This is a genomic window from Sphingomonas sp. SP5, assembly GCF_058313455.1.
In genome coordinates this window covers 346557-372900 of the sequence record NZ_JBZFLF010000001.1, presented here as the reverse complement: position 1 = coordinate 372900, position 26344 = coordinate 346557, and the positions used below count along the sequence as shown (strand labels likewise).

Here is a 26344-nt window from a genome sequence, read left to right as displayed (position 1 = left end):
CAATCGGGCAAGCTGCGGCATGAGCGCGCCCGACATGGCTGCGGACACATTACAGCAACGCGCGCTCGCCCCGCTCTTCCACCGTTTCCTCGACCGGATCGATGCCGGGCTGGAGAGCGGCGGCATCGAGGCGCGACTACCCGACGGAACGCACCGGCTGCTCGGCGGGCGCCGTGCGGGACCGGTGCCGATCGTCACCCTGCATCGCTGGCGCTCGCTGGTGCGGCTGGCAAGCGGCGGCTCGGTCGGCTGGTATCGCGCCTGGGCGGATGGCGACTGGTCCAGCCCCGACCCGGTGCCGCTGTTCGACCTGTTCATGCGCAACCGCGTTCCGCTCGCCGGCATCGCGCGGGCAGGGGGCGCCGCCAGGCTGCTGCTGCGCGGCTGGCACGCCTTCCGTCGCAATCACCGATCGGGCTCAAGGCGCAATATCGCCGAGCACTACGACCTGGGTAACGATTTCTACCGCGAATGGCTCGACCCCAGCCTCACCTATTCCAGCGGTGTGTTCGAGAGTGGCGACACGCTGGAATCGGCGCAGCAGCGCAAACTTGCTGCGATTCTTGACCGCACCGGCACCGCGCCCGGCGATACCATCCTGGAGATCGGCTGCGGCTGGGGCTCCTTCGCCACCACCGCCGCGAAAGGCGGCCGCCGCGTGCATGCGCTGACCCTGTCGACCGAGCAGAAGGCGGCGGTGGATGCGCGGCACCTGCCGGGCGTCACGGTGTCGCTGACCGATTATCGCGACGTGACCGGGACCTATGACGCGGTCGCCAGCATCGAGATGGTCGAAGCGGTCGGCCAGGCCTATTGGCCCGCCTATTGCGACACGCTCGCGCGCGTCCTGAAACCGGGCGGTCGGGCGGCGATCCAGTATATCAGCATCGCCGACGATGTGTTCGAACGCTATGCGGCGAGTGTCGACTTCATCCAGCGCCACGTCTTCCCCGGCGGCATGCTGTTGTCGGAAAGCCGCTTCCGCCGGCTATGCGAGGCGAGGGGGCTCGCCTGGACCGACCATCACGCCTTCGGCCTCGACTATGCCCAGACGCTACGCCACTGGCGCGAACGGTTCGACAACGCCGACAAGGCGGGGCGTCTGCCGGCGCGCCTCGATGCCGAGTTCCGCGAATTGTGGCGCTATTACCTGATGTATTGCGAAGGCGGCTTCCGCGGGCGCGGGATCGACGTCGCGCAGGTGACGCTGGTCAAGCAAGACTAGCGTCCCTGCCGTTTCGCCATGAAGGCCAGGCGTTCGAACAGCATGATATCCTGTTCGTTCTTGAGCAGCGCGCCGTGGAGGGGCGGGATCGCCTTGGTCGGGTCGCGGTTCTGGAGGACCTCCAGCGGCATGTCCTCGTGCAGCAGCAGCTTCAGCCAGTCGAGCAGTTCGCTCGTCGATGGCTTCTTCTTGAGGCCCGGCACCTCGCGCACGTCGTAGAAGACGTCCATCGCCTTGCTGACCAGCAGCCGCTGGATGCCCGGGAAGTGGACGTCGACGATCCGCTGCATCGTTTCGCGATCCGGGAACTTGATGTAGTGGAAAAAGCAGCGGCGCAGGAAGGCGTCCGGCAATTCCTTCTCGTTGTTGCTGGTAATGACGACGATCGGACGTTCCACCGCGCGCACCGTTTCCTTCGTCTCGTAGACGTGGAACTCCATGCGATCGAGTTCCTGGAGCAAGTCGTTCGGAAACTCGATATCGGCCTTGTCGATCTCGTCGATCAGCAGAACGGGCGGGGCGGGGTGGGTGAAGGCCTCCCACAATTTGCCCTTGCGGATGTAATTGGCGATGTCGTGGACGCGGGCATCGCCGAGCTGGCCATCGCGAAGCCGGGCGACCGCGTCATATTCATAAAGGCCCTGCTGCGCCTTGGTGGTCGATTTGACGTTCCATTCGATCAGCGGCGCGCCGGTCGCCTTGGCGATCTCGTAGGCGAGCACCGTCTTGCCGGTGCCGGGTTCGCCCTTCACCAGCAGCGGCCGCCTCAGCGTCACCGCGGCATTGACGGCGACCTTCAGGTCGTCGGTCGCGACATAGCTTTGCGTGCCCTCGAAGCGTGTCATCGCGTGTCCCGATCCATTCGAATATCGGGTATTGCGATGGCGGATCGGCGCCGCCGACGCAAGTCAGCCTTCTCGGGCGCTGGCCCGTGCCTCCAGCAGGTCCCAGATCGCGCGGTGCTGGGCGAGCAGCTGTTGCGCGCCGAAGCTGACCGCACGTTCGGTCGCGGGTGTCGCGCCGAGCATGGCGACGCTGCCCGCGGTGTCAGACAGCGGCGGAAAGGCGGCGGGCACCGCCTCCACCCCGAAGCGCTCCGCCGCACGGTCAAGCAGCAGGCGGATCGTCGTCCAATCCTGGACCAGAGCAGCCACCGCCCCCGTCGCGCAGCCGCGCCGTTCCGACTTTGCGAGCATTTCCAAAGCGTGCCGGCTGGCGAGCAGCGCGGTTTCGGTTTCGGCCTGGCCCGGGGTCGAGGGCAGCGGACCGGCCGCGGCGGCAAGGTGCGCGATATAGGTGCGTTCGCCGACGAACGCGTCGCCGATCGCGTCGAGCCATGTGCAGGCGTCGGGCTGTACGCAATGGGTGCGCGCTTCGGCGGGAAGGCCGGGATGGTCGCCGTGCACCGCGCACCATGCATGAATGGCGTCGGAGATGTCGCGGGGCGGGGCGTTCGGCGCGAGCAGTGCGGCGAGATGCGGATGCACCGCGCTGCCGTCCGCCGCGCCGAGCTGGGCGACCAGGTCCCAAGCGCTCGTGTGCCAGCCAGTCTGTGCCGTGTCCAACATGCTACCCCGGAATCGTGAAGCCCACCGCCAAGCCGGTGCGACCCGGCCCCTTCTCAGCGCCCTACCTATACCGAACCGCGTAAAGACAGGGTTGATGACCCGGTAACCATGCCGCAATCCACCTTTACGTCGGCGGAACGTGCCGTAAGAACGGCGGCACGACGGATTTGGAGAAGGTGATGCGGGGATGGATCGTGGCATGCGCGCTGGCATCGGCGGGAAGCATGGCGATGAGCGCTGATGCGCAGACGCGGCAGGCGGCCGCACCGCTGGCCGCCGACGCGAAGGCGGCCGACCTGACGCTCGCACGGGTGTTCGGCAGCCCGGACCTGTCGGGATCGCAGCCGCGCGGCGTCAGGCTGTCGCCGGACGGGACGTTGCTCACCTTCCTGCGGCCGCGAGCCGACGAGAAGGAGCGCACCGACCTGTGGGCGCGCGATACCCGCACCGGGGCTGAGCGCATGCTGGTGGACAGCAAGAAGGTCGGCAGCGGCGCCGAGCTGACCGAGGCGGAAAAGATGCAGCGCGAGCGCGCCCGCATCGGCGGCTCCAAGGGCATCGTCGCCTATGACTTCGCGCCGGACGGCCGATCGATCCTGGTGCCGCTCGATGGCGACCTGTACCTCGCGAGCCTGGACGGCAAGGTCCGGCGGCTGACGGCGACGCCGGGCGGTGAGCTCAATCCGGTCGTGTCGCCCAAGGGCGGCTACGTCAGCTTCGTGCGCGACCAGAACCTGTTCGCCCAGCCGCTTGCCGGCGGCGAAGCCCGTGCCGTCACTCAGGGCGGCGGCGGCACGATCCATTTCGGCGAGGCGGAGTTCGTCGCGCAGGAGGAAATGGACCGGCGTACCGGCTATTGGTGGTCGCCCGACGAGCGCCATATCGCGGTCGAGCGGTTCGACGAGGCGCCCGTCCACGTCTTCACCCGCGCCTCGATCGGAGCGGCGGGCACCAAGACCTACGAACAGCGCTATCCCGCCGCCGGCACGCCCAACGTTCTGGTCGAGCTGTACGTGATGCGGCCCGATGGCTCTGGCCAGGTCAAGGTCGACCTGGGATCCAACCCGGACATCTATCTGGCCCGGGTCGACTGGACCCCCGACGGCAAGACATTGCTGGTGCAGCGGGAAAGCCGCGACCAGAAGACGCTCGACATGCTGAGCGTCGATCCGGAGACGGGCAAGTCCCGCGTGCTGTTCACCGAGAAATCGGGCACGCGCAGCTGGCTCAATCTCAGCGACGCCTACAAGCCGATGAAGGACGGCAGCCTGATCTGGCGGTCCGAGCGCGATGGTTACGGCCACCTCTATCGCTGGACGCCAAATGGCAAGTGGACGCAGCTGACCAAGGGCCCGTGGGTGGTCACCGATCTGGTCGGCGTCGACGAAGCCAAGGGGCGGCTATATTTCACCGGCCTCAAGGACGACGTGCTGGAACAGCATCTCTACGCCGTCGACATCGCCCGCCCGAACGTGCTGCGCCGGCTGACCGAACTCGGCTGGACCAACAGCGCCAGCATGGACGGTGCCGCCAGCCGCTTCATCGTGTCGCGCTCCAATTCGACCCAGCCGACGCAGGTCTACATGGCTGACACGAGCGGCAAGCGGCTCGAATGGATCAACGAAAACGCGATCCGGCCCGGTCACCCTTATTATCCCTTCATCCAGAGCCATCAGCCGACCAAGTTCGGCACGATCAAGGCCAAGGACGGCACCACGCTGTATTGGGAGATGATCACGCCGCCGCTGGTGGCGGGCAAGACCTACCCCGTGTTCTTCGAACATTACGGCGGGCCCGGCACCGGCCAGCAGGTGACGCATGGCTGGCAGGGCGCGCTGCCGCAGTTCCTGGTCGATCAAGGATGGATCTACTTCAAGATCGACAATCGCGGCTCATATAATCGCGGCAAGGCCTTCGAAGACCAGATCTATCACGCGATGGGCACTGTTGAGGTCGAGGACCAGCTTGCCGGCGCCCAGTACCTGAAGTCGCTTCCCTTCGTGGATGGCAACCGCATCGCCACCTATGGCTGGTCATATGGCGGCTATATGTCGCTGAAGATGCTAGAGAAGACGCCGGGTGTCTATGCAGCGGCGGTGTCCGGCGCGCCGGTGACCGACTGGCAGTTGTACGATACCCACTATACCGAGCGTTACCTGGGCGATCCGGCCAAGGATCCCAAAAGCTACGCATCCTCCGCGGCGGTGGAGGATGCTGCCAAGATCCGCGATCCGCTGCTGCTGATCCACGGCATGGCGGACGACAACGTCTTCCTCGACAATTCGACCAAGGTCGCCGCGCGCATGCAGGCGACGGCCACGCCGTTCGAGATGATGTTCTATCCCGGCTATACCCATCGCGTGGCGGGGCCGGGGATCAGCGAGCATCTCTGGGGCACGATCCTGGAATTCCTCGATCGCAACGTGAAGAACAAGCCGGCGAAATGAGGGCGCTGTGGCGGGCCAAGCGCCCGCCAAGCGATGCTATCGACGCAATAAAGCGAAAGCTATTGGACCTCGCGGCGCAACGCGGTTAGGGCGCGCGCCGTACGAGTGGAGGGTTTCATGGGTTATCGGGTGGTGGTCGCGGGCGCGACGGGCAATGTCGGGCGCGAGATGGTCAACATCCTCGCCGAGCGTGAATTCCCGGCGGACGAGATCGCCGTGCTGGCCTCCAGCCGCAGCCAGGGCGACCTGATCGAATATGGCGAGACGGGACGGCAGCTCAAGGTCCAGAACATCGAGCATTTCGATCCCAGCGGCTGGGACATGGCGCTGTTCGCGATCGGCAGCGAGGCGACGCGCGTCTATGCGCCCAAATTCGCCGCGGCGGGATGCACGGTGATCGACAATTCGTCGCTCTATCGCATGGACCCCGACGTGCCGCTGATCGTGCCGGAGGTGAACGCCGATGCGATCGACGGCTACAAGGCCAAGAACATCATCGCCAACCCGAACTGTTCGACCGCGCAGATGGTCGTGGCGCTGAAGCCGCTGCACGATGCGGCGACGATCAAGCGCGTCGTCGTCGCGACCTACCAGTCGGTGTCGGGCGCCGGCAAGGTCGGTATGGACGAGCTGTTCGAGCAGAGCCGCAACATCTTCATCGGCGATGCGGCCGAGCCCAAGAAGTTCACCAAGCAGATCGCCTTCAACGTCATTCCGCACATCGACAGCTTCCTGGACGATGGATCGACCAAGGAGGAATGGAAGATGGTGGTCGAAACCAAGAAGATCCTCGATCCCAAGATTAAGGTGACGGCGACCTGCGTGCGCGTTCCCGTATTCGTCGGCCATTCCGAAGCCCTGAACATCGAGTTCGAGGACGAGATCTCCGCTGAGGACGCCAAGCGTATCCTGCGCGAAGCCCCCGGCATCCTGTTGATCGACAAGCATGAGGACGGCGGCTACGCGACCCCGATCGAGGCGGCGGGCGATGATGCCACCTATGTCAGCCGCGTGCGCGAGGACCCCACCGTGGAAAACGGGCTGGCGTTGTGGTGCGTCAGCGACAACCTGCGCAAGGGCGCGGCGCTGAACGCGGTGCAGATCGCCGAATTGCTGGGCCGGCGGCATCTCCAGAAGGCGGGGTGAGGTGATCGCCGGCGGGTGTCGCTGCGGCGCGGTGCGCTATACGGTCGATCGTGTGGCGCTATCGGCGGCTTATGCCTGCCATTGCACCGATTGCCAGACATGGTCGGGCAGCGCGTTCACGACGCAGTTCTATGTGGCGGAAGCGCAGTTGGACGTCGTCGGCGCGTTCGTCGAATACAGCTTCGTCAATCCGATGGGTCGGGTGTCCAATCAGCGCTTCTGCCCGACCTGCCATACGCGCCTCTACAACACCAACGCGGCGCGGCCGGGGATCGTCAATATCCGCGCAGGAACGCTGGACGACAGCGCGCGGCTGGACGTGCCGCTTCACATCTGGGCGCGCAGCAAGCAGCCGTGGGTGATCTTGCCGAAAACGGCGAAGATATGGCCGGAGGCTGCACCCACGGAGTCCCTCGTGCGGCTTGCCGCGCGGAACACCGACTGACCGGGGATCAGAGCCGCCGGTGCTTGCCGCCGTAATGCTGACCGACGTAGCTGCCGATTCGCGCCATCTCACGGGCCGCAGCCTGGGTTGCCTCGGCGCAGCAGGGCAGCGGATCGCGTTCGGCCTGGGCCGCGCGCATCGCGACACGATCCGTCAGCTCCTCGATATCCGCCCGGCTGAGCACGTTCTTCTCGCGCAACAGGCAGAGCAGGCTCTGGAGGATCACCAGGCTTTCATCGCCCTGGCGGGATTGCAGAGTGCCGTCCATCATCGCTCTCCTTCTTGTATTTTGAAGGCAGAGTATGCCTTTCCGAGGTGGTTGTGAAGGATGGAATGACGTACATCGGGGTACGGTCACGGGGGGCGACGGATGGACGGCGAACGCGAGGCGACGGGTGGCTGCCAGTGCGGGCGAGTGCGCTACCGGGTTCGCTTGGTGAACGACGATGCCTATCTGTGTCACTGCCGAATGTGCCAGCGGGCGACCGGCGGCGTGTCGATCGCGCTGACGCTGGTCGACAAAGCCGCTGTGACGTGGACGAGCGTAGAGCCGGACCGCTACCGATCCTCACCGTTCGCGATCCGGGGGTTTTGCGCCGCCTGCGGCACGTCGCTGACCTATGAACAGGACGATCACCCGCGCATGGACCTGACCGTCGGCAGCTTCGACGAACCCGGTCGGTTCCGGCCGACCTCGCATTCCGGCGTCGAGAGCTGGCACCCGCAATGGCTGGACACGCGCGCGCTTCCGACCCAACGGACCGATCAGAATACGCGCATCGTCAACAGATGGATGGATACTCTTGGCCGACTCCCCGACTGATACCCGCTTCTTCCACAGCTTCGACGGGACACGGATCGCCTGGCGCGAAATGGGGGAGGGCCGGCCCGCGATCCTGATCCACGGGTATTTCTCCACCGCGGACATCAACTGGATCAAATACGGCCATGCGGCCAAGCTTGCCGCACGCGGTTTCCGTGTCATCATGCCCGACCTGCGCGGCCACGGCGCCAGCGACCGTCCGCACGATCTTGCCGCCTATCCGCCCGATGCGCTGATGCGCGATGGGCTGGCGCTGGTGGAGCATCTGGGCCTCACCGATTACGACCTGGGCGGCTATTCGCTCGGCGGCCGCACGACGATGCGAATGCTGGCCAATGGCGCCCGCCCGCGCCGCGCCGTCCTGTCGGGCATGGGGCTGACCGGGATCGTCCGCACCGCGGGGCGGGGCGACTATTTCCGCCGGGTGCTGACCAACCTCGGCAACTTCGAGCGCGGCACGTCGGAATGGATGACGGAGGCGTTCCTGAAGACCAGTGGCGGCGATCCGGTGGCATTGCTCAACGTGCTCGAAACCTTCGTCGACACGCCGCTCGACGCGATCGAGGCGATCGACGTGCCGATCGCGGTCGTTACCGGCGTCGATGATGACGACAATGGGTCGGGTGCCGAACTGGCCGATGCTTTGCCGCATGCCGTCTATCGGGAAATCCCGGGCAATCACATGAGTGCGGTGACCAAGCCGGAACTGGGACAGGCGATCGCCGACTTCCTTGCGGCTTGACCGGCGCGGGCCGGCGGGGCCATCCTGCGGCGATACCATGATCGTCAGGGGTTGTTCCACCATGCGTCTCGTTTCCACCGCCGCGCTCGTCGCGGCATTCCTTGCCATGCCTGTGGCCGCACAGACCGCGCGGCCGACCGCGGCGGAGGCCGACGCTTATGTTGCAGGCGTCGAGACGGAGGCGGCGGCACTGTCGGTGCCGGCGCAGCAGATCGCCTGGGTCAATGCGACCTACATCACCGACGACACCGATGCGCTCGCCGCCAAATCGGGCGCGGAACTTACCGAAAAGGCGGTGCAATGGGCGAAGGGCGCGGCGCGCTTCAACGGCGTCGCGGGCCTGTCCTACGACACACGGCGCAAGCTTGACCTGCTGAAGAACGGCGTTGGACTGCCTGCACCGACCACCACCGGCGCGGCGACCGAACTGGCCACGCTGACGACGCGCATGTCGTCGAGCTACGGCAAGGGCAAGGGCACGCTGGACGGCAAGCCAATCAACGGATCGGATATCGAGGCGGCGATGGGGACGACCCGCGATCCCACCAAGCTGAAGGAGATGTGGACCAGCTGGAACGACAATGTCGGCGCGCCGATGCGCAAGGACTATACGCGGATGACCGCGATATCCAATGCGGGCGCCAAGGAACTGGGCTTCGCCGATGTCGGCGCGATGTGGCGGTCTGGCTATGACATGACCCCCGACCAGTTCGCCGCGCTGACCGACCGGATCTGGAAGGAGGTCGAGCCGCTCTACACCTCTCTGCACACCTATGTGCGGTGGAAGCTCAACGAGAAGTACGGCGATGCCGTGCAGCCCAGGACGGGTCCGATCCGCAGCGACCTGCTGGGTAATATGTGGGCGCAGGAATGGGGCAACATCTACGATATCGTCGCGCCGAAGGGCGCCGGCGACGTCGGTTACGACGTCGGCGACCTGTTGAAGGCCAAAGGTTATGACCCAGTGAAGATGGTGCGGCAGGGCGAAGGCTTCTATTCCTCGCTCGGTTTCGCGCCGCTGCCCGAAACGTTCTGGCAGCGCTCCCAGATCGTGAAGCCCGCCGATCGCGAGGTGATCTGCCATGCGTCCGCCTGGGATATCGACAATCTCGACGATATCCGCATCAAGATGTGCACCAAGGTGAACGGTGACGATTTCGTCACCATCCATCACGAACTCGGCCACAACTACTACCAGCGCGCCTACAAGAACCAGCCGTACCTCTACAAGAACGGCGCGAACGACGGGTTCCACGAAGCGATCGGCGATACGATCGCCTTGTCGATCACGCCGGACTATTTGGTGAAGATCGGGCTGCTGGCGCCGGCGCAGGTGCCGGCTCCCGACAAGGACATCGGGCTGCTGCTGCGACAGGCGATGGACAAGGTGGCGTTCCTGCCGTTCGGGCTGCTGGTCGACAAGTGGCGCTGGGGCGTGTTCTCCGGCCGCATCGCGTCGACCGACTATCAGAAGAGTTGGGACGCACTGCGCCTGCAATATCAGGGTATCACGCCGCCTGTCGCCCGCGATGAAAGCAAGTTCGACGCGGGCGCGAAATATCACATTCCGGCGACGGTGCCGTACATGCGCTACTTCCTGGCGCGCGTGTTGCAGTTCCAGTTCTACAAGGCGGCGTGCGAACAGGCCGGCTGGAAGGGGCCGCTGCACCGCTGCTCGTTCTTCGGCGACAAGGCCGTCGGCAAGCGCCTCGACGCCATGTTGAGCATGGGGCAGTCGAAGCCATGGCCGGATGCCCTGCAGGTGATGGCCGGAAGCCGAGAAATGTCGGGCAAGGCGATGGCCGAATATTTCGCGCCGCTGAAGGTCTGGCTGGACCAGCAGAACAAGGGCAAGCCCAGCGGGTGGTGAGCCGCCGCAAGCGGCGGTAAAGGGTTTCAGGCATGCGCTGACACGCCGTGCATATGCTCTCCCCCGGGCTGCGCCGGGGGAGGCGGTGTCTCAAACCTTGTCGGGGATCGTGTTCTCGTCCGCGATGCCGGCCTGGAACGACTTGGAAGCATCCTCGCCGGCGGGCGTGTGTGCCTTCTTGCCACCGGCCTTCGGCGTGCTGCTGCGCAGGGTGAGCAGCGCAGCCGCGGCTGCGGCGCCGACTGCGGCGACACCGGCGCCGACGGCGGCTACACCCCATTTGCCGGAGGACTTGCCGGCATCGGCCTTCTTGCCGGCCGGCTTTTTTGCCGACGCGGCGCGGGGCGTCGCGCGTTTGCTCGAACGGGGCTTCACGGCCTTGGCGGCGGACACCACGGCGCCCTCGGCCTTGGCTGCGGCATTCTTGGCGCGACGCGTCGTCTTCGTCGCGGCGTCGGTCACCGCCTCTTCTACCTTCTCGACCGTGGAGGCATCCGCCGCCTTCGTACGGCTGGCGCGCGACTTGGTCGCGGCGGGCTTCGACGCGGCGGCGCGCGTCGTGCTGGTCTTGCGCGGCGCGCGACGACGCGGGGTGGCGGCGGGGGCGTCGGTCTTCGGGGTGTCGGTATCGTCGGCCACGGCGGAACTCCCTGATTGATTCGGGAGCGTAACGCATTAGCCACCGTTGGTTTCCGCCGCCGCCCGGCCGACGCGCCGATTGCTCAGCGGAAGGGCGGCTCGTCGAAGGCGCGTAGCTTGCGGCTATGCAGCTTTTCGCCTTCGAGCCGCAGCTGTTCGCAAGTCTCAATGCCGATCCGCATATGCTCGCTGATCGCGCGTTCGTAGAAGCGGTTGGCCTGGCCCGGCAGCTTCAGTTCGCCGTGCAGCGGCTTGTCCGACACGCAGAGCAGCGTGCCGTAGGGCACGCGGAAGCGATAGCCCTGGGCGGCGATCGTCGCCGACTCCATGTCGATGCCGACGGCGCGGGAGAGCGAGAAGCGCAGCGCCGACGCCGAATAGCGCAACTCCCAATTCCGGTCGTCGGTCGTGACGATGGTGCCGGTGCGCAGGCGGCGCTTCAGCTCCTCGCCCGACTGGCCGCTGACGATTTCGGACGCGCGGGCGAGCGCCTGCTGTACCTCGGCGATCGCGGGTACGGGAATTTCGGGGGGGAGCACGTCGTCCAGGACGTGGTCGTCGCGCAGATAGGCATGGGCGAGCACATAGTCGCCGATCCGCTGCGAGGGCCGCAGACCGCCGCAATGGCCGATCATCAGCCATGCCTCGGGGCGCATCACCGCGAGATGGTCGCAGATCGTCTTGGCATTGGACGGGCCGACGCCGATGTTGACCAGCGTGATGCCGGTGCGGTCGTCCGCCATCAGGTGATAGGCGGGCATCTGGTGCCGGCGCCAGGCGCTGTCGTTGACCAGCTTGTCGACGTCGCCGGGATGATCGATGACGATGTTGCCGGCGCCGGACAAGGCCGTGAAGCGCGACGGATTGCCGTCCGCGTCGGGGCCGAGCTGCGACGCGCCCCAGCGCACGAATTCATCGACATAGCGGTGGTAGTTGGTGAACAGCACGAAACGCTGCGTGTGTTCGGATGGCGTGCCCATGTAGTGGCGCAGGCGCGCGAGGCTGAAGTCGGTGCGCAGCGCGTCGAACAGCGCGAGCGGGCGGCTGCCGCCCTCGGCGATCCACAGGCCGTCGGCGATCTCGTCGCCGATATGGGCAAGTTCGGTCGCCGGGAAATGCCGGGCGAGTTCGGTGGCCGACACCGTGTCGAGGCTGAGCGCATGGCCCGGATCGAGGACGTAGGGGAAGGGTATCTCCTGCCGTCCCGGTACCGCCTCCACCTCGACGTCGTAATCCTCGATGAGGAGCGTCAGCTGTTCGGCCAGATAGTCGGCGAACAACGCGGGCTTGGTGACGCTGATCGTATAGTCGCCGGGCGAGACCAGTCGGCCGAACGAGCGGAGCGGCGTTGGCCGATCGCCGACGCTGGCGTAGCGCAGGTGGATGACGGGATAGGCGAATGAGCCGTCGAGGCGACTCTGCGGCGACGGCGGCGTGCCGTCGGTGAGATAGGCGTTGAGCGCGGCCTGCAGGCGGTCGACCGAGGCACGATACAGGCGGTCGAGGTCCGCGACGATCTGGGATGCGGTTGTCATCCCGGATGGTTACGCAAAGCGTGTGACGGAGGCAAGACGGGTGACGCCGCGGAGCCGCCACCCGAGGGTAGCCAGGCGCGTGATCGCCATTGGCTACCCCTCCACCAGATCTGCGGCGGTCCCCGTACGGGGGCGGCGCCAGGTGTTACAGCTGACCCAGCAGATGCTCGGCGCTGCTGACCTTGAACTCGCCCGGCGCCTCGACGTTCAGCTGCTTCACCACGCCGTCCTCGACGAGCATCGTGTAGCGCTGGCTGCGCGTGCCCATGCCGAACTTCGATCCATCCATCGTCAGGCCGATGGCTTTCGCGAAATCGGCATTGCCGTCGGCGAGCATCGTCACGCCGTCTGCGTCCGAAGACTTGGCCCAGGCGCCCATGACGAAGGCGTCGTTGACCGAGGTGCAGGCGATTTCGTCGACGCCCTTGGCCTTCAGTTCCTCGCGCTTCTCGACGAAGCCGGGAAGGTGCTTGGCGGAGCAGGTCGGCGTGAAGGCGCCGGGCACCGCGAACAGCGCGACGGTGCGGCCGGCGAAGAAATCGTCGCTCGCCACCTGGTCGGGGCCGTCGGCCGTGACCTTGGTCAGGGTGGTGCTGGGCAGGGTATCGCCGACGGAGATCGTCATCGTGAAAAAGCCTTTCGCAAAGGAGCGCGCCAGACGTCGGCCGGATCGGCGTTGATTTCAAGCATGGCGCTCGGCGTTGGTGCGCTTATGTTCATAAGTGATGCAAGCGCCTGCTTTTCTCACCGGTCAGTTCCTGCTCGCCATGCCGGGGATGTACGATCCGAGCTTCGACCATGCCGTCATCGCCGTCTGTGCGCACGACACCGACGGGGCGATCGGCATCGGGATCGGTGCGACGATCGATGGCCTGGGGCTCCACGACCTGCTTGACCAGTTCGAGATCCCCCATGGGGCCGCGCCCGATGCCCCCGTCCATTTCGGCGGTCCGGTGGAGCCGCGGCGCGGTTTCGTGGTCCATTCGAGCGACTGGGCCGGACAGGACACGATTGACGTCGCCGGCCGCTGGTCGTTGTCGAGCACCGTCGATGTGCTGCGCGCGATCGCGGAGGGGACCGGGCCGGCGCGCTGGCTGGTCGCGCTCGGCTATGCCGGCTGGGGCGAGGGGCAGCTCGATGGGGAACTCGCCGGGCCGGGGTGGTTCCACGTCCCCGGCGACACGCAGCTGCTGTTCGAGACCGCGGCCGAGGGGCGCTGGACCAGCGCCTTCGCCAAGGCGGGGATCGACCCCCGGTTGCTGGCTCCGGGCACCGGCACCGCCTGAGGGGGGCATAGGCCCGACGAGATATAAAGATATCTTTATATTTGATCCGCGTCGACGGGAGGGGTAAGGGCGCTGTCATCCATAGCCTTTACGGAGCATGACACGTGGCTACTGCGCTCGCGGTCGATACGAACGATTACGTCATCAAGGACATCGGCCTCGCCGATTTCGGCCGCGCCGAGATCAAGATCGCCGAAACCGAAATGCCGGGCCTGATGGCGCTGCGCGACGAGTTCGGCGCAAGCCAGCCGCTCAAGGGCGCGCGCATCACCGGTTCGCTGCACATGACGATCCAGACCGCGGTGCTGATCGAGACGCTGACCGCGCTCGGCGCCGACGTGCGCTGGGCGACCTGCAACATCTTCTCGACGCAGGACCATGCCGCTGCGGCGATCGCTGCGACGGGTGTGCCGGTGTTCGCGGTGAAGGGCGAGAGCCTGGGCGAATATTGGGACTATGTCGGCGACATCTTCTCGTGGGACGGCGACGTCGAAGGGCAGACCGCCAACATCATCCTCGACGACGGCGGCGATGCCACCATGTTCGCGCTGTGGGGCGCCAAGATCGAGGCGGGCGCGACGCTGCCGGAGCCGGAGAATGAGGAAGAGGTCGAGTTCCAGCGCGCGCTGAAGGCGTTCATCGCCAAGAAGCCTGGCTACCTGACCCAGACGGTCAAGAACCTGAAGGGCGTCAGCGAAGAGACGACGACCGGCGTGCACCGCCTGTACGAGATCGCCAAGAAGGGCGAGCTGCCGTTCCCGGCGATCAACGTCAACGACAGCGTCACCAAGTCGAAGTTCGACAATCTGTACGGCTGCAAGGAATCGCTGGTCGATGCGATCCGCCGCGCCACCGACGTGATGCTGGCGGGCAAGGTCGCCTGCGTCGCCGGCTTCGGCGACGTCGGCAAGGGCTCCGCCCAGTCGCTGCGCAACGGCGGCGCGCGTGTGATGGTGACCGAAGTCGATCCGATCTGCGCGTTGCAGGCGGCGATGGAAGGCTTTGAGGTCGTAACGATGGACGAGGCCGTGAAGCGCGCCGACATCTTCGTCACCGCGACCGGCAACGCCGACGTCATCACCGCCGATCACATGAAGGCGATGCGCCCGATGTCGATCGTCTGCAACATCGGCCATTTCGACAGCGAGATCCAGATCGCGGCACTGTCGAACTACAAGTGGTCCGAGGTGAAGCCCGGCACCGACCTGGTCGAATTCCCGGACGGCAAGCAGATCATCATCCTCGCCAAGGGCCGCCTGGTGAACCTCGGCTGCGCTACCGGCCACCCGTCGTTCGTGATGAGCGCCTCGTTCACCAACCAGACGTTGGCGCAGATCGAACTGTGGACCGCGGGCGAGAAGTACAAGAACGAGGTCTACGTCCTGCCCAAGCACCTCGATGAGAAGGTCGCGGCGCTGCACCTCGAGAAGCTGGGCGTCCAGCTGTCCAAGCTGTCGGAAAAGCAGGCGAGCTACATCGGCGTGCCGGTGGAAGGACCCTTCAAGCCGGACCACTACCGCTATTGATCGCACCGCGATCGGTGGAATGAAGGGGGCGGTGCTGCGAGGTGCCGCCCCTTTTACTTTTGCCCCCGGTCATGGGCCACGATAACGCAAGCCGGCCCCGTACCTTCGCCTTGCCGGGAAGGATTGGAAGATAGGGCGTTCCGTTCTACACTCCGGCCGAGCGCGCCGTTCGCAGGCGTGACAAGGGGTAAGCGTTGATCCAGCTTTCGGTGATGGCGGCGGTCGTGTGCGGCGCAGTGCTCGCGCTGCTCGTCGGCGGTGCCGGCTATGCGCTGTTCGTCGGCTGGCGCGTGCGTGGCGAGGCGCAGGCGGCGATCGCCCGCACCCGCGAGGCGGAGGTGCTGCGGGGCGTCTCGCCGGCTCTGGCGATGCTGGTGCGGGCCGACGGGCGGATCGAGATGCCGCCGAAGCTGGTCGATTGGCTGGGCCTGACGGTGGCGCCGCGTTTTCTGCAGGACCTGGCAAGCGACGACGCCGGGCTTCCTCCCGACGAGGCGCAGGCGCTGGCGAGCGACGTGGCCGCGGCGCAGCGCGCCGGACGGGGCTTCGTGCGCGCCCTCCATCCGCGCGGATCGGGCCGCGCGATCACCGTGCGCGGCAGCCGCGCGCCGGGCGAATTGGGCGCGACCGGCGCGGTGGTGATGTGGACGCTCGATGCCACCGACAGCGAGGCGGAGGTCACCCGCCTGCGCAGCGAGGTCGACCAGCTCACCCACGCCTTCGACGCGCTGACCGGGCTGATCGAGGCGGCACCGCTGCCGATGTGGTATCGCGACGGCGACATGCGGCTGGCGATGGTCAACACCGCCTATGTCCGCTCTGTCGACGGGATCAACGCCGCCGACGTGATCGCGCGCGAGCTGGAACTGGTAGAGGGATCGGGGCGTGGCGGCCCGCGCGCAGGCGCCAAGGCGGCCAAGGCGAGCGGCCGCCCGCAACGTGAGATCCTGCCGGCGACGATCGGCGGCGAACGCCGTTCGCTGCACGTCCACGACGTGCCGCTGCCCGGTGGCGGTGTCGCGGGCTATGCCGTCGATATCGAGGATCTGGAGCAATCGCGCATCGGTGCGAAGCGCTTCGCCGATGCCCAGCGCGCGCTGCTCGACCGCCTCTCCGCCGGCGTCGCGCAGTTCGGCGCGGATCGCGGCCTCGTCTTCTGCAACCAGCCGTTCCGCCGCATGTTCGCGATGCGCGCCGAATGGCTGGCCGATCGGCCGGAATTCGACCGGGTGCTGGAGCGGATGCGCGAGGCCAGCCGTCTGCCCGAAGTGCGCGATTTTCCAAGCTGGAAGGCGGAGCGGCGCAGCTGGTTCGTACCGGGCGATGCCGCGATCGAAGAAAATTGGCATCTGCCCGGCGGCACCCATTTGCGCGTCGTCGCGCAGCCGCTGCCCGATGGCGGCCTGCTCGCGATCTTCGAGGATCGGACGGAGGAGGTGCAACTCGCCAGCGCGCGCGACACGCTGCTCCGCGTGCGCACGGCGACGTTCGACAATCTGTTCGAGGCGCTGGCGGTGTTCGCCGCCGACGGGCGGTTGCAGCTGTGGAACAACCGGATGCGCGCGGTATGGGGGTTCGAGGAGGAGTTCCTGGCCGGCCATCCCCGCGTCGACAGCTTCGCCGAGGCGGCCGCGCCCAAGCTCGCGACGCCCAACCGTGCCGCGCTGATCCCCGAGCTGGTACGCTCCGCCACCGCCGAGCGTCAGCAACGCGGCGGCCGCGTCGCCTTCGCCGACGGCCGGCATTTCGAATTCGCCGCGGTGCCGCTGCCCGACGGCAATGCGCTGCTCACCATGCTCGACATTACCGACAGCCGCCGGGCGGAGCAGGCGCTGCGCGACCGTGCCAATGCGTTGGAGGCCGCCGATCGGGTGAAGACCCAGTTCGTCGCCAACATGAGCTACGAACTGCGTACGCCGCTGACCTCGATCAGCGGTTTCGCCGAAATGCTGCACGGCGGCTATGCCGGTGCGCTGACGCCCGACGGCGCGCAATATGTCGAGGCGATCCTGCAATCGGTGGAGCGGCTGGGGCTGCTGATCGACGACGTGCTCGACCTGACGCAGGGCGGCGACGATGCCGAGATCGAGCGGGTGGACGTCGACCTCGCGGCGACCGCGCGGGCCGCGGCGCAGACGATCATGCCGGCGGCCAAGCGCCGCAAGCTCGACTTCGCGGTGGAACTGGCGCGATCGACCGGCCGCGTCACCGGTGATCCCCGCCGCCTGCGCGAAGTGATCGAGCATCTGCTGCGCCACGCGGTCGCCGCCACTCCCGAGGGAGGGCGCATCCTGCTGCACAGCGACGGAAGCGCGACCGGCGCGCGGATCATCGTGTCCGACGACGGCTTCGGCATGGATGCGGACAGCGTCGCGCATGCCTTCGACCGGTTCGGCGAGCCCGGCATGCAGCCGACCGGCGAGCGGGCGCTGGGCTTGGGCCTGCCGCTCGCCAAGCAGTTCGTCGAGGCGCATGGCGGGCAGATCGAACTGGTGTCGCATCCGGGAGAGGGCACGCTGGTGACGGTGGAGCTGCCGCGACGGTGAGACGGGACGGGGACTTGGCGTGACATCCATCCACCTGCCCGATGCCGCTGCCACCGAGGCATTCGGCGCCTCGCTTGCGGAGCTTATCCGTCCAGGCGACGTCATCGCGTTGCGCGGCGATCTCGGCATGGGCAAGACCAGTCTGGCGCGCGGGCTGCTCGCCGCACTGGGGCTGGCGGGCGAGGCACCGAGCCCCAGCTTCGCCATCGTCCAGCCCTATGATCCACCGGAGGTGCGGCTGCCGGTGCTGCACGTCGATCTCTACCGGATCGACGATCCGGACGAGCTGGACGAGCTGGGGCTGGACGAGGCGTTCGACGCCGTGTTGCTGGTCGAATGGCCGGAGCGGGCGGAGGGGCGCTGGCCGCACGCCCTGGCGTTGCACCTGTCCCCCGCATCGGACGGTGGACGAATCTTGACAGCCGACGTGCCGCCGTCTTGGAAGCCGCGATGGCCGACATGACCCCGCCCGCCGGCGCGCCCGCGTTTCTTGCAGCCCATGGCTGGTCGGGGGCGATCACCCCGGTGGCGGGCGATGCCTCGTTCCGTCGCTATTTCCGGGTGGCCGGCGACGGGCGTAGCGCGATCCTGATGGATGCGCCGCCATCGCACGAGGATCCGCGGCCGTTCATTGCCGTCGCTGAATGGCTGCGCGGGCGGGGCTTCGCGGCGCCGGCGATCCATGCCGTCGACCTCGCCCAGGGACTGGTGTTGCTGGAGGATTTCGGCGACGCCCGTCTGCGCGAGGCGGCGGATGCGGATGAACCCGCCGCGGTGCCGCTCTATGCCGCAGCGATCGACCTGCTGGTCGAGCTCGCCGCGCATCCGGCGGAGGCGCTCGCACCCTACGATCGTGCCGTCCTGCAGCGCGAGGCGGCGCTGTTCGTGGAATGGTTCTGCCCGGCGGTGGGGCTCGACGTCGATGTCGAGGGGTATCGGGCGGCGTGGGACGCGGTGCTGGGGCATGCGCTGGCCGACGCGCCGGTGACCGTGCTGCGCGATTACCATGCCGAGAACCTGATGCTGGTCGGTGCCGACAGGACGCTGGGCCTGCTCGATTTCCAGGATGCGTTGGCCGGCCACCCGGCCTACGATCTCGTGTCGCTGTTGCAGGATGCACGGCGCGACGTGGACCCGAACCTGGAGGAGGCGATGCTGGCGCGCTATCGTGCCGCGACCGGGGTCGGCGATGCGTTCCTCGACGCCTATCACGTGCTGGGCGCCCAGCGGAACGCCAAGATCATCGGCATCTTCACCCGGCTGTGGAAGCGGGACGGCAAGCCGCGCTACGCGGCGCTCTGCCCGCGGGTATGGGCCTATCTGGAACGGGACCTGTCGCAGCCGGTGCTGGCGCCGGTCGCGCGCTGGTTTGACGACAATGTGCCGCCCGAGATGCGCGGCGATCCGGCGATGATCGCCGCATGACCCGCCATCGCGCCTATCGCCCCGACCCCGGCGGTGCCGTGCCGGAAACGGCGATGGTGATGGCGGCCGGCCTCGGCAAACGGATGCGGCCGCTGACCGCGACACGCCCCAAGCCGCTCGTCGAGGTCGCGGGCAAGCCGTTGATCGACCATGTCTTCGACCGGCTGCGCGCCGCCGGCGTGGCGCGCGCGGTGGTCAACGTCCACTATCTTGCCGACACGCTGGAGGCGCATGTCGCCAACGCGTTCGCGGGGATCGAGGTGGTGGTCAGCGACGAGCGCGCGCAGTTGATGGAGACGGGCGGCGGGCTGGTGCAGGCGCGGGCGCTGCTGGGCGACGCGCCGGTGCTGGTGGTCAACAGCGACAATCTGTGGATCGACGGCCCGGTCGATGCGATCAAGCTGCTCGCGTCGCGCTGGGACGATGCGGCGATGGACGCGCTGTTGCTGGTCGTGCCCTATGCCCGCGCCAACAACCATAACGGGCAGGGCGACTTCCGCGTCGCGGCCGACGGACGCATCATCGGCCGGCGCAAGGCGGGGGCGACCGCCCCCTTCGTCTATACCGGTATCCAGATCCTGCACCCGCGCATCATCCGGGACTGGCCGGAAGGGCCGTTCTCCACCAACCTGTTCTGGGATCGCGCGATCGCCGAGGGGCGGGCCTATGCGCAGGTTCATCAGGGCCTGTGGTTCGATGTCGGCACGCCGGCGGCGATCCCGAAGACCGAGGCGCTGATCGCCAATGGCTGAGGGGCGCAAGCCGCAGCTGTTCTCGATCCCCTCGCACAAGGCGTTCGCCGATACGCTGGTCGCGGGGCTGATGCGGCGGTGCGAGGGCGACCCGATGGCGCTCGCGCGCGGGCTGGTGCTGCTGCCCAACAATCGCGCGGTGCGCGCGGTGACCAACGCGTTCGTGCGGGCAAGCGGCGGCGGGTTGCTGCTGCCGCGGCTGGTGACGTTGGGCAGTCCGGACCTCGGCGAGGCGGTGGGCGCGGCGCTCGATCCGGTCGACGATGCCGACCCGCCGCCGCCGGCGGTCCCGCCGATGCAGCGGCGGATGATCCTTGCCCGGCTGGTGTTCGAGGAGCGGGCGCGGGCTGGGGTGCCGGTGGATGCGGCCGAGGCGACGCGGCTGGCCGGCGAACTCTGCCACACGCTCGACCAGCTGCTGGTCGAAGAGGTGCCGCCGGCCGCGCTGCGCGAGATCGACCTGGCGCCGGAACTGACCGAGCATTGGCAGCGCGCGCTATCGACCTTCACCATCGTGCTGGAGCGCTGGCCGCAGGAACTGGCGCGACTGGGCTTGATCGATGCGGCGACGCGGCGGCGGATGCTGCTCGACCGGCTGGAGCGGCGCTGGCGCGTGACGCCGCCGGCGGGCTTCGTCTGCGCGGCGGGCGTCACCGACCCGGCACCGGCGGTCACCCGGCTGCTGCGCTGCGTCGCCGAGGCGCCGCAGGGCATGACCGTGTTCGCCGGGCTCGACCTGCAGATGCCGCAGGACGAATGGGATGCGCTGGGGCCGCATCGCGCCGATCCGGTCACTGGCTTCACCCGCCGGTCGATCGAGACGCATCCGCAATTCCACCTGAAGCTGATGCTCGACCGGATGAGCGTCGGCCGTGGCGAGGTGCGCAGCTGGCCGGGAACGGCGGGACCGGATGCGGGCGCGGTGCGCGGGCGGGCGATCGCCAACGCGCTGGCACCGGCGGCCTATACGGGCAAGTGGACCGAGCTGAAGGCGGAGGATCGCCGGCTGACCGGCGTCGCCGCGGCGGAACTCGCCACCCCGGCCGAGGAGGCGCAGACGATCGCGCTGGCGCTGCGTGGGGCGCTGGAGGAGGAAGGGCGCACCGCGGCGCTGGTCACGCCGGATCGCGCGCTGGCGCGGCGGGTGGCGGTGCACCTGCGGCGCTGGGGGATCGAGGCGAACGATACCGCGGGGCGGCCGCTGTCGATCCTTCCGCCGGGCACGCTACTGCTGGCGCTGGCCGAAGCCGCGGCGCAGCGGTTCGCACCGATGGCGTTGCTGGCGCTGCTGAAGCACCCGCTGGTGCGCAACGATCCGGCCCATCACGGTGTGCGTGGCGCCTGGCTCGACGGGGTGCGCACCGTCGACCGCGGATTGCGCGGGCCGCGGCCGGCGGCGGGGCTGGACGGTGTCACCGGGCATCTGCTGGCCAACCGGCGCGATCGGGCGGCGGCGTGGTTCGGCGAAGCCGTCGGCCTGCTCAAGCCGATCGAATTGCTGTGCGAGCGCGGTGTGCAGCCGTTGCCGGCGCTGCTCGCCGTGCTGCGCGAGACGGCGCAGGCACTGTGCGGCGACGAATTATGGGCTGGCCCGGCCGGCCGGGCGGCGGCGGAGTTTCTGGCGGCGCTGGAGGCCGAAGCGGCGCTGGGGCCGCCGGAGATCGCGCCGGACGGGCTGACGCCGCTGCTACGCGGGCTGCTCGACGAGGTGGCGGTGCGGCCGGGATCGGGCGTCGGGCATCCGCGTATCGCCATCTATGGCCTGATCGAGGCGCGCTTGCAGACCGCCGACCTGATGGTGCTGGGCGGCCTCAACGAGGGGGTGTGGCCGGGACGTCCGGCGCCGGACCCGTGGCTGGCGCCGCGCATCCGGGCCGCTCTGGGGCTGCCGGGGCTGGAGCGGGCGGTCGGGATCGCCGCGCATGAGTTCGGGCAGGCGCTGGGGGCGCCGCGGGCGCTGGTCACGCGGGCGCGGCGGGATGCCGCCTCGCCCGCGCTCGCCTCGCGATTGTGGCTGCGGTTGCAGGCGATGGCGGGGGAACGCTTCGTGCGGGCGCACGACCTCGAACGCTGGGCGCTGGCGCTGGACGATCCGGGCGAACATCGCCCTGCCGACCGCCCCGCGCCGATGCCGGCCAGGCGGCCGACGGCGATCTCGGTCACCGAGATCGACCGGTTGAAGGCGGATCCCTACGCCTTCTACGCACGACGCGTGCTGGGGCTGATGCCGCTCGATCCGGTCGATGCCGATCCCAGCGCGGCGTGGCGCGGCACGGCGGTGCACGACATCCTCGAACAATGGTGGAAGCAGGATGCCTGCGCGGCGAACGCGCTGATGAAGCGCGCGACGGCGATGCTGGAGGACGAGCGCACGCACCCGATGATGCGGGCGCTGTGGCGGCCGCGCCTGGTCGAGGCGATCGACTGGATCGCCAGGAGCGTGGCGGCGCAGGATGCGGAAGGGCGCAAGGTCGCCTCGGCCGAAGGGCAGGGCCAGATCGATGTCGCAGGCGTCACATTGTCCGGCCGCTACGACCGCGTCGACCGGCTGGCCGACGGCACGCTCGGCATTGTCGACTACAAGACCGGCAAGCCGCCCTCGTCCGCGGCGGTGCGGGCGGGCTACAGCCTGCAATTGGGGCTGCTCGGCGCGATCGCGGAACGGGGCGGGTTCAAGGACGTGGCGGGGCGCGCCGGCGGTTTCGAATATTGGTCGCTCGGCAAGAAACGCGATCAGTTCGGCTATGTCGAAAGCCCGGTCGATGCCGAGGGGCGGCGCGACAAGATCGTCACCACGGAATTCACCGGCATCGCCATGGCCAATTTCGTCGAGGCGGCGGCCCAGTGGCTGACCGGCGACGCGCCGTTCACCGCCAAGCTGGTGCCGGAATATGCGCCTTATGCCGAATACGACCAGCTGATGCGACGGGACGAATGGTATGGCCGGGACTGATCTCGCCACCCTGCCCAGGCTGAAGGGCGCACAGGCCGCGGCCAGCGATCCGCAGGCGCATGTCTGGCTGTCGGCGTCGGCCGGCACCGGCAAGACGCAGGTGCTCGCCGCGCGCGTGTTTCGCCTGCTGCTGCGCGGGGTCGATCCCGCGGCGATCCTGTGCCTCACCTTTACCAAGGCGGGTGCGGCGGAGATGGCGCAGCGGATCAGCAACCGCCTGGCCGCCTGGGTGCGGATGCCGGGGCCGCAGCTCGCCGCGGACCTGGAGGCGCTTGGCGAGCGGGCAACCCCAGAACTGCAGGCGCGGGCGCGGACGCTGTTCGCCGGTGTGCTCGACGCACCGGGGGGTGGACTGCGCATCCAGACCATCCACGGTTTCTGCCAGAGCCTGCTTGCCGCTTTCCCCGTCGAGGCGGGGCTGACGCCCGGCTTCCGCCCGCTGGAGGCGCGCGAGGAGGCGGTGCTGGCGCGCGAGACGCTGGCCGGGCTGCTGGTCGATGCCGAACGCGACGGCCGGCTGCGCCCGATCGAGACGATCGGCGCGCTGTCGCTGCGGCTGGGCGAGGGCGGGGCCGAAAGCTTCCTGCTCGCCTGCGCGCGCTCGCTGCATGCGCTGGAGGCATTGCCGTCCGGCATCCAGCCGTGGCTGCGGCGGACGCTCGACCTGCCGCAGGGCGACGTGGGTGAGGCGCTCGCGTCGGGCTGCGACTGTATCGACGAATCACTGCTCGAACGGCTTGCCGCGGCCAATCGCGCCTGGGGGGCGGCGACGGGGCTCGGCCATGCCGAAACGCTCGACCGCTGGCTCGCCGCGGCGCCGGAGGAGCGCTCGGCGACGCTCGCCGATCTGGCCGGCGTTGTGCTGACCGGCAAGAACGAGCCGCGCAAGGCATCCAAGAAGCTGATCGATGCCGAACCCGAGTATCAGGACCTCGCCGCGGCGCTGGGCGATCACTGCCTCGACCTGCTGTCGCTGACCCAGCGCGCCGCCTATTGCGACCTGCTGGCCGATGCGCTGGAGGTGGGTCGCGACTATGCGCGCGCCTATGCGGCGGCGAAGCGGCGGACGGGAGCGGTCGATTTCGACGACCTGATCGGCGTCACCGTGCGCCTGCTGGAACAGCCGGGCATCGGCGAGTGGGTGCGCTACAAGCTCGACCAAGCGACCGAGCATGTGTTGATCGACGAGGCGCAGGATACCAACCTCAACCAGTGGCGGATCGTCACCGCGCTGGCGGGCGAATTCTTCGTTGGGCGGGGCGTGCATGCGCCATCGACGCGCACGTTGTTCACGGTCGGCGATTTCAAGCAGGCGATCTTCGGCTTCCAGGGCACCGACCCGATCAACTTCCGCTGGGCAGAGGGCCATTTCGCCGCGCAGGCGGCCGAGGTGGCGGGAACGGAGGATTGGCCGGAGGAGGAGCGTGGCCTGCCCTTCCAGCGACTGTCGCTGACCCATTCGTTCCGCTCGACGCGGCCGATCCTGGAATTCGTCGATGCCGCGGTGGCGGCGGCCGGCGAGCCGGGGCTGGGCGCGATCGGCGAGCTGGAGGCGCATGCCAGCGAGGTGCCCGGCCCCGGCACCGTCGAACTGTGGCCGCCGGTGATCGCCGGGGGCAGCGACGAGGACGAGGAAGGCTGGATCGACGACGCCGTGCGCGAACAGGCGGTACGGATCGCGCGTGCCGTCCGCGACTGGTGGCGCGGCGGGCTGATGCTGGAGAGCAAGGGCCGCGCGCTCCGGCCCGAGGACGTGATGATCCTGGTCAAGCGGCGCGGCGACCTTGCCTCGCTGATCGTCGCGCGCCTGTATGCCGAGGGCGTGCCGGTGGCGGGGGTCGACCGCCTGCGGCTGAACGCGCCGCTGGCCGTGCAGGATCTGCTGGCGGCGGTACGCTTCACCTTGCAGCCGGAGGACGACCTGTCGCTCGCCTCGCTGCTGGTGTCGCCGCTGATCGGCTGGACGCAGGATGAGCTGATGCACGCCGCGCCGCGCGAGCATGGCAGCCTGTGGCGGCACCTGACGCTGACGCAAAACGAGGAACGGCTGGCGCCCCTGCGCGCGATGCTGCTGCGCGCGGATATCGCCACGCCGTACCAGTTCCTCGAGGAATTGCTGTCCGGGCCGCTCGACGGGCGGCGCAAGCTGTTGCGGCGGCTGGGGGCGGAGGCGCGCGATCCGATCGAGGAACTGCTCAATGCCGCGCTCGCGTTCGAGACGACATCGACGCCCTCGATGCAGCGCTTCCTCGACTGGTTCGATCGCGGCGACGTGGAGATCGTGCGCGATCCCTCGGCCCCGCTGGATGCGGTGCGGGTGATGACCGCGCATGGCGCCAAGGGCTTGCAGGCGCCGCTGGTGATCCTGGCCGATGCGACGGTCGATCCGACCGCCGCGCCGCGCACGCTGGTGCGCTGGTCGCCGGAACCGGGCGCGCAGCCGATCCCGATCTTCCGGCCCCGCTCGGCCGAACGAGGCGGGCCGCTCGATCCGGCGATCGCCGAGGTGGAGCGGCGCGAACTGGAGGAGCATTGGCGGCTGTTCTACGTCGCGGCGACGCGAGCGGAAGAGCGGCTGGTGATCGGCGGTGCGCTCGGCCCGCGCGCCAAGGGCGAACCGCCGCTGGCGAGCTGGTATGCGGCGTCGGCACGGGCGCTCGATGCGCTGGGAATCGGGGTGGAGGGCGACGTACGACGGTTCACCGGCAGCGTCGCGCAGCCCCCCGCCAAGCCGCGAATCGCGGCCAAAGCGGCACCGGTGGAGGCAGTTGCCCTCCCGGATTGGGCGCATCGGCCTGCGCCGGTGGAGAGCCGTCCGTCGCGGCCGCTGGCGCCATCGGCGATCGGCGAGGACGAGGTGAGCGATCCGCCGCCCGACCCGGCGATGCGTGCCGCGGCGGAGCGCGGGCGGCTGCTGCACGCGCTGTTCGAACGGCTGCCACCGGTGCCGGCGGCGGAACGCGCCGCGCGGGCCGATCACTGGCTGGCCAGTGCGGGCGGGGTCGGTGACGCTGGTGTGCGGGCCGACCTCGTCACGCGGGCGCTGGCGATTTTAGACGATCCGCGCTTTGCCGAATTGTTCGGCACCGACAGCCTCGCCGAGGCGCCGATCGCGGCGACGCTGGCGAACGGACTGGTGGTGTCGGGCACGGTCGACCGGCTGCTGATCGCGCCGGACCGCATCCGGGTGGCCGATTTCAAGACGGGCCGCCGCGTGCCGGACGCGGTGAGCGATATCCCGCCCTACCATCTCGACCAGATGGCGGCCTATGCCGCGGCGCTGGCGACGATCTTTCCGGATCGTCCGGTGGACGCCGCGCTGCTCTACACCGCCGGGCCGCGCCTGTTCGTGCTGGAGCCTGCGACGATCGAGGCGCACAAGCCGCGCTTTCGCGAGCGGGAGCAAAGCTAGGCCG

21 protein-coding genes are annotated in these 26344 nt (G+C 68.4%); 15 read left to right on the top strand and 6 right to left on the bottom strand.

Annotated elements, in window-relative coordinates; all coding sequences use genetic code 11:
- Positions 1-19 precede the first annotated feature (19 nt).
- The gene (locus AC4GY7_RS01705; protein ID WP_491111677.1) at positions 20-1225 is read left to right on the top strand and encodes a class I SAM-dependent methyltransferase; all 1206 of its coding nucleotides are present in this window, start codon (positions 20-22) and stop codon (positions 1223-1225) included.
- Here the strand turns inward: AC4GY7_RS01705 and AC4GY7_RS01700 are convergent.
- Both AC4GY7_RS01700 and AC4GY7_RS01695 read right to left on the bottom strand, forming a co-directional pair.
- Positions 1222-2070, bottom strand: coding sequence for an AAA family ATPase (locus AC4GY7_RS01700; protein WP_491111676.1), 849 nt, complete (start codon positions 2068-2070; stop codon positions 1222-1224). The genes AC4GY7_RS01705 and AC4GY7_RS01700 overlap by 4 nt on opposite strands.
- A 63-nt stretch (positions 2071-2133) precedes the next feature.
- Positions 2134-2793 (bottom strand): DUF6975 family protein, encoded by a 660-nt coding sequence (locus AC4GY7_RS01695; RefSeq protein ID WP_491111675.1) that lies wholly within the window; start codon positions 2791-2793, stop codon positions 2134-2136.
- Positions 2794-3023: 230 nt separating this feature from the next.
- Between AC4GY7_RS01695 and AC4GY7_RS01690 the strand changes: the two genes are divergently transcribed.
- The 3 genes from AC4GY7_RS01690 to AC4GY7_RS01680 all read left to right on the top strand — a co-directional run bounded on the left by AC4GY7_RS01690 (position 3024) and on the right by AC4GY7_RS01680 (position 6831).
- Positions 3024-5240 carry a S9 family peptidase gene (locus AC4GY7_RS01690; protein WP_491111674.1) on the top strand — a complete coding sequence of 739 codons (2217 nt, stop codon included), beginning with the start codon at positions 3024-3026 and terminating at the stop codon, positions 5238-5240.
- A gap of 117 nt (positions 5241-5357) precedes the next feature.
- Positions 5358-6386 (top strand): aspartate-semialdehyde dehydrogenase, encoded by a 1029-nt coding sequence (locus AC4GY7_RS01685; protein WP_491111673.1) that lies wholly within the window; start codon positions 5358-5360, stop codon positions 6384-6386.
- 1 nt (position 6387) lies between these two features.
- Positions 6388-6831, top strand: coding sequence for a GFA family protein (locus AC4GY7_RS01680; protein ID WP_491111672.1), 444 nt, complete (start codon positions 6388-6390; stop codon positions 6829-6831).
- A gap of 7 nt (positions 6832-6838) precedes the next feature.
- Here AC4GY7_RS01680 and AC4GY7_RS01675 read toward each other — a convergent pair whose 3' ends face one another.
- Positions 6839-7099, bottom strand: a complete 261-nt coding sequence (locus AC4GY7_RS01675; RefSeq protein WP_491111671.1) for a hypothetical protein — start codon at positions 7097-7099, stop codon at positions 6839-6841.
- Positions 7100-7201: 102 nt separating this feature from the next.
- Between AC4GY7_RS01675 and AC4GY7_RS01670 the strand changes: the two genes are divergently transcribed.
- From AC4GY7_RS01670 to AC4GY7_RS01660, 3 genes are all read left to right on the top strand, one after another.
- Entirely contained in the window at positions 7202-7654 is a 453-nt protein-coding gene (locus AC4GY7_RS01670) for a GFA family protein (RefSeq protein WP_491111670.1), read from the top strand.
- Entirely contained in the window at positions 7635-8396 is a 762-nt protein-coding gene (locus AC4GY7_RS01665) for an alpha/beta fold hydrolase (protein ID WP_491111669.1), read from the top strand. The genes AC4GY7_RS01670 and AC4GY7_RS01665 overlap by 20 nt, the downstream gene beginning before the upstream one ends.
- A 61-nt stretch (positions 8397-8457) precedes the next feature.
- Positions 8458-10266 carry a M2 family metallopeptidase gene (locus AC4GY7_RS01660; protein ID WP_491111668.1) on the top strand — a complete coding sequence of 603 codons (1809 nt, stop codon included), beginning with the start codon at positions 8458-8460 and terminating at the stop codon, positions 10264-10266.
- A gap of 90 nt (positions 10267-10356) precedes the next feature.
- On the opposite strand, the gene AC4GY7_RS01655 is transcribed toward AC4GY7_RS01660, so the two are convergent.
- The 3 genes from AC4GY7_RS01655 to AC4GY7_RS01645 all read right to left on the bottom strand — a co-directional run bounded on the left by AC4GY7_RS01655 (position 10357) and on the right by AC4GY7_RS01645 (position 13065).
- Entirely contained in the window at positions 10357-10905 is a 549-nt protein-coding gene (locus tag AC4GY7_RS01655; protein WP_491111667.1) for a hypothetical protein, read from the bottom strand.
- A gap of 83 nt (positions 10906-10988) precedes the next feature.
- The gene (locus AC4GY7_RS01650; protein WP_491111666.1) at positions 10989-12440 is read right to left on the bottom strand and encodes an AMP nucleosidase; all 1452 of its coding nucleotides are present in this window, start codon (positions 12438-12440) and stop codon (positions 10989-10991) included.
- Positions 12441-12585: 145 nt separating this feature from the next.
- Positions 12586-13065 (bottom strand): peroxiredoxin, encoded by a 480-nt coding sequence (locus AC4GY7_RS01645; protein WP_491111665.1) that lies wholly within the window; start codon positions 13063-13065, stop codon positions 12586-12588.
- 100 nt (positions 13066-13165) lie between these two features.
- On the opposite strand from AC4GY7_RS01645, the gene AC4GY7_RS01640 reads away from it, so the two are divergent.
- The 8 genes from AC4GY7_RS01640 (at position 13166) to addA (ending at position 26340) form a co-directional block, all read left to right on the top strand.
- Positions 13166-13726, top strand: coding sequence for a YqgE/AlgH family protein (locus AC4GY7_RS01640; RefSeq protein ID WP_491111664.1), 561 nt, complete (start codon positions 13166-13168; stop codon positions 13724-13726).
- Between the two features lie 104 nt (positions 13727-13830).
- Complete coding sequence (ahcY, locus tag AC4GY7_RS01635) at positions 13831-15252, top strand: adenosylhomocysteinase (protein ID WP_491111663.1); 1422 nt, start codon at positions 13831-13833, stop codon at positions 15250-15252.
- 194 nt (positions 15253-15446) lie between these two features.
- A complete protein-coding gene (locus tag AC4GY7_RS01630; protein WP_491111662.1) occupies positions 15447-17798 on the top strand; it encodes a PAS domain-containing sensor histidine kinase in 2352 nt (783 codons plus the stop codon).
- A gap of 28 nt (positions 17799-17826) precedes the next feature.
- The gene (tsaE, locus tag AC4GY7_RS01625) at positions 17827-18261 is read left to right on the top strand and encodes a tRNA (adenosine(37)-N6)-threonylcarbamoyltransferase complex ATPase subunit type 1 TsaE (protein WP_491112071.1); all 435 of its coding nucleotides are present in this window, start codon (positions 17827-17829) and stop codon (positions 18259-18261) included.
- A complete protein-coding gene (locus tag AC4GY7_RS01620) occupies positions 18258-19223 on the top strand; it encodes an aminoglycoside phosphotransferase family protein (protein ID WP_491112070.1) in 966 nt (321 codons plus the stop codon). The genes tsaE and AC4GY7_RS01620 overlap by 4 nt, the downstream gene beginning before the upstream one ends.
- Positions 19220-19975 carry a nucleotidyltransferase family protein gene (locus AC4GY7_RS01615; protein WP_491111661.1) on the top strand — a complete coding sequence of 252 codons (756 nt, stop codon included), beginning with the start codon at positions 19220-19222 and terminating at the stop codon, positions 19973-19975. The genes AC4GY7_RS01620 and AC4GY7_RS01615 overlap by 4 nt, the downstream gene beginning before the upstream one ends.
- Positions 19968-22928 (top strand): double-strand break repair protein AddB, encoded by a 2961-nt coding sequence (addB, locus tag AC4GY7_RS01610; protein ID WP_491111660.1) that lies wholly within the window; start codon positions 19968-19970, stop codon positions 22926-22928. The genes AC4GY7_RS01615 and addB overlap by 8 nt, the downstream gene beginning before the upstream one ends.
- Complete coding sequence (addA, locus tag AC4GY7_RS01605) at positions 22915-26340, top strand: double-strand break repair helicase AddA (protein WP_491111659.1); 3426 nt, start codon at positions 22915-22917, stop codon at positions 26338-26340. The genes addB and addA overlap by 14 nt, the downstream gene beginning before the upstream one ends.
- Positions 26341-26344: the final 4 nt, after the last annotated feature.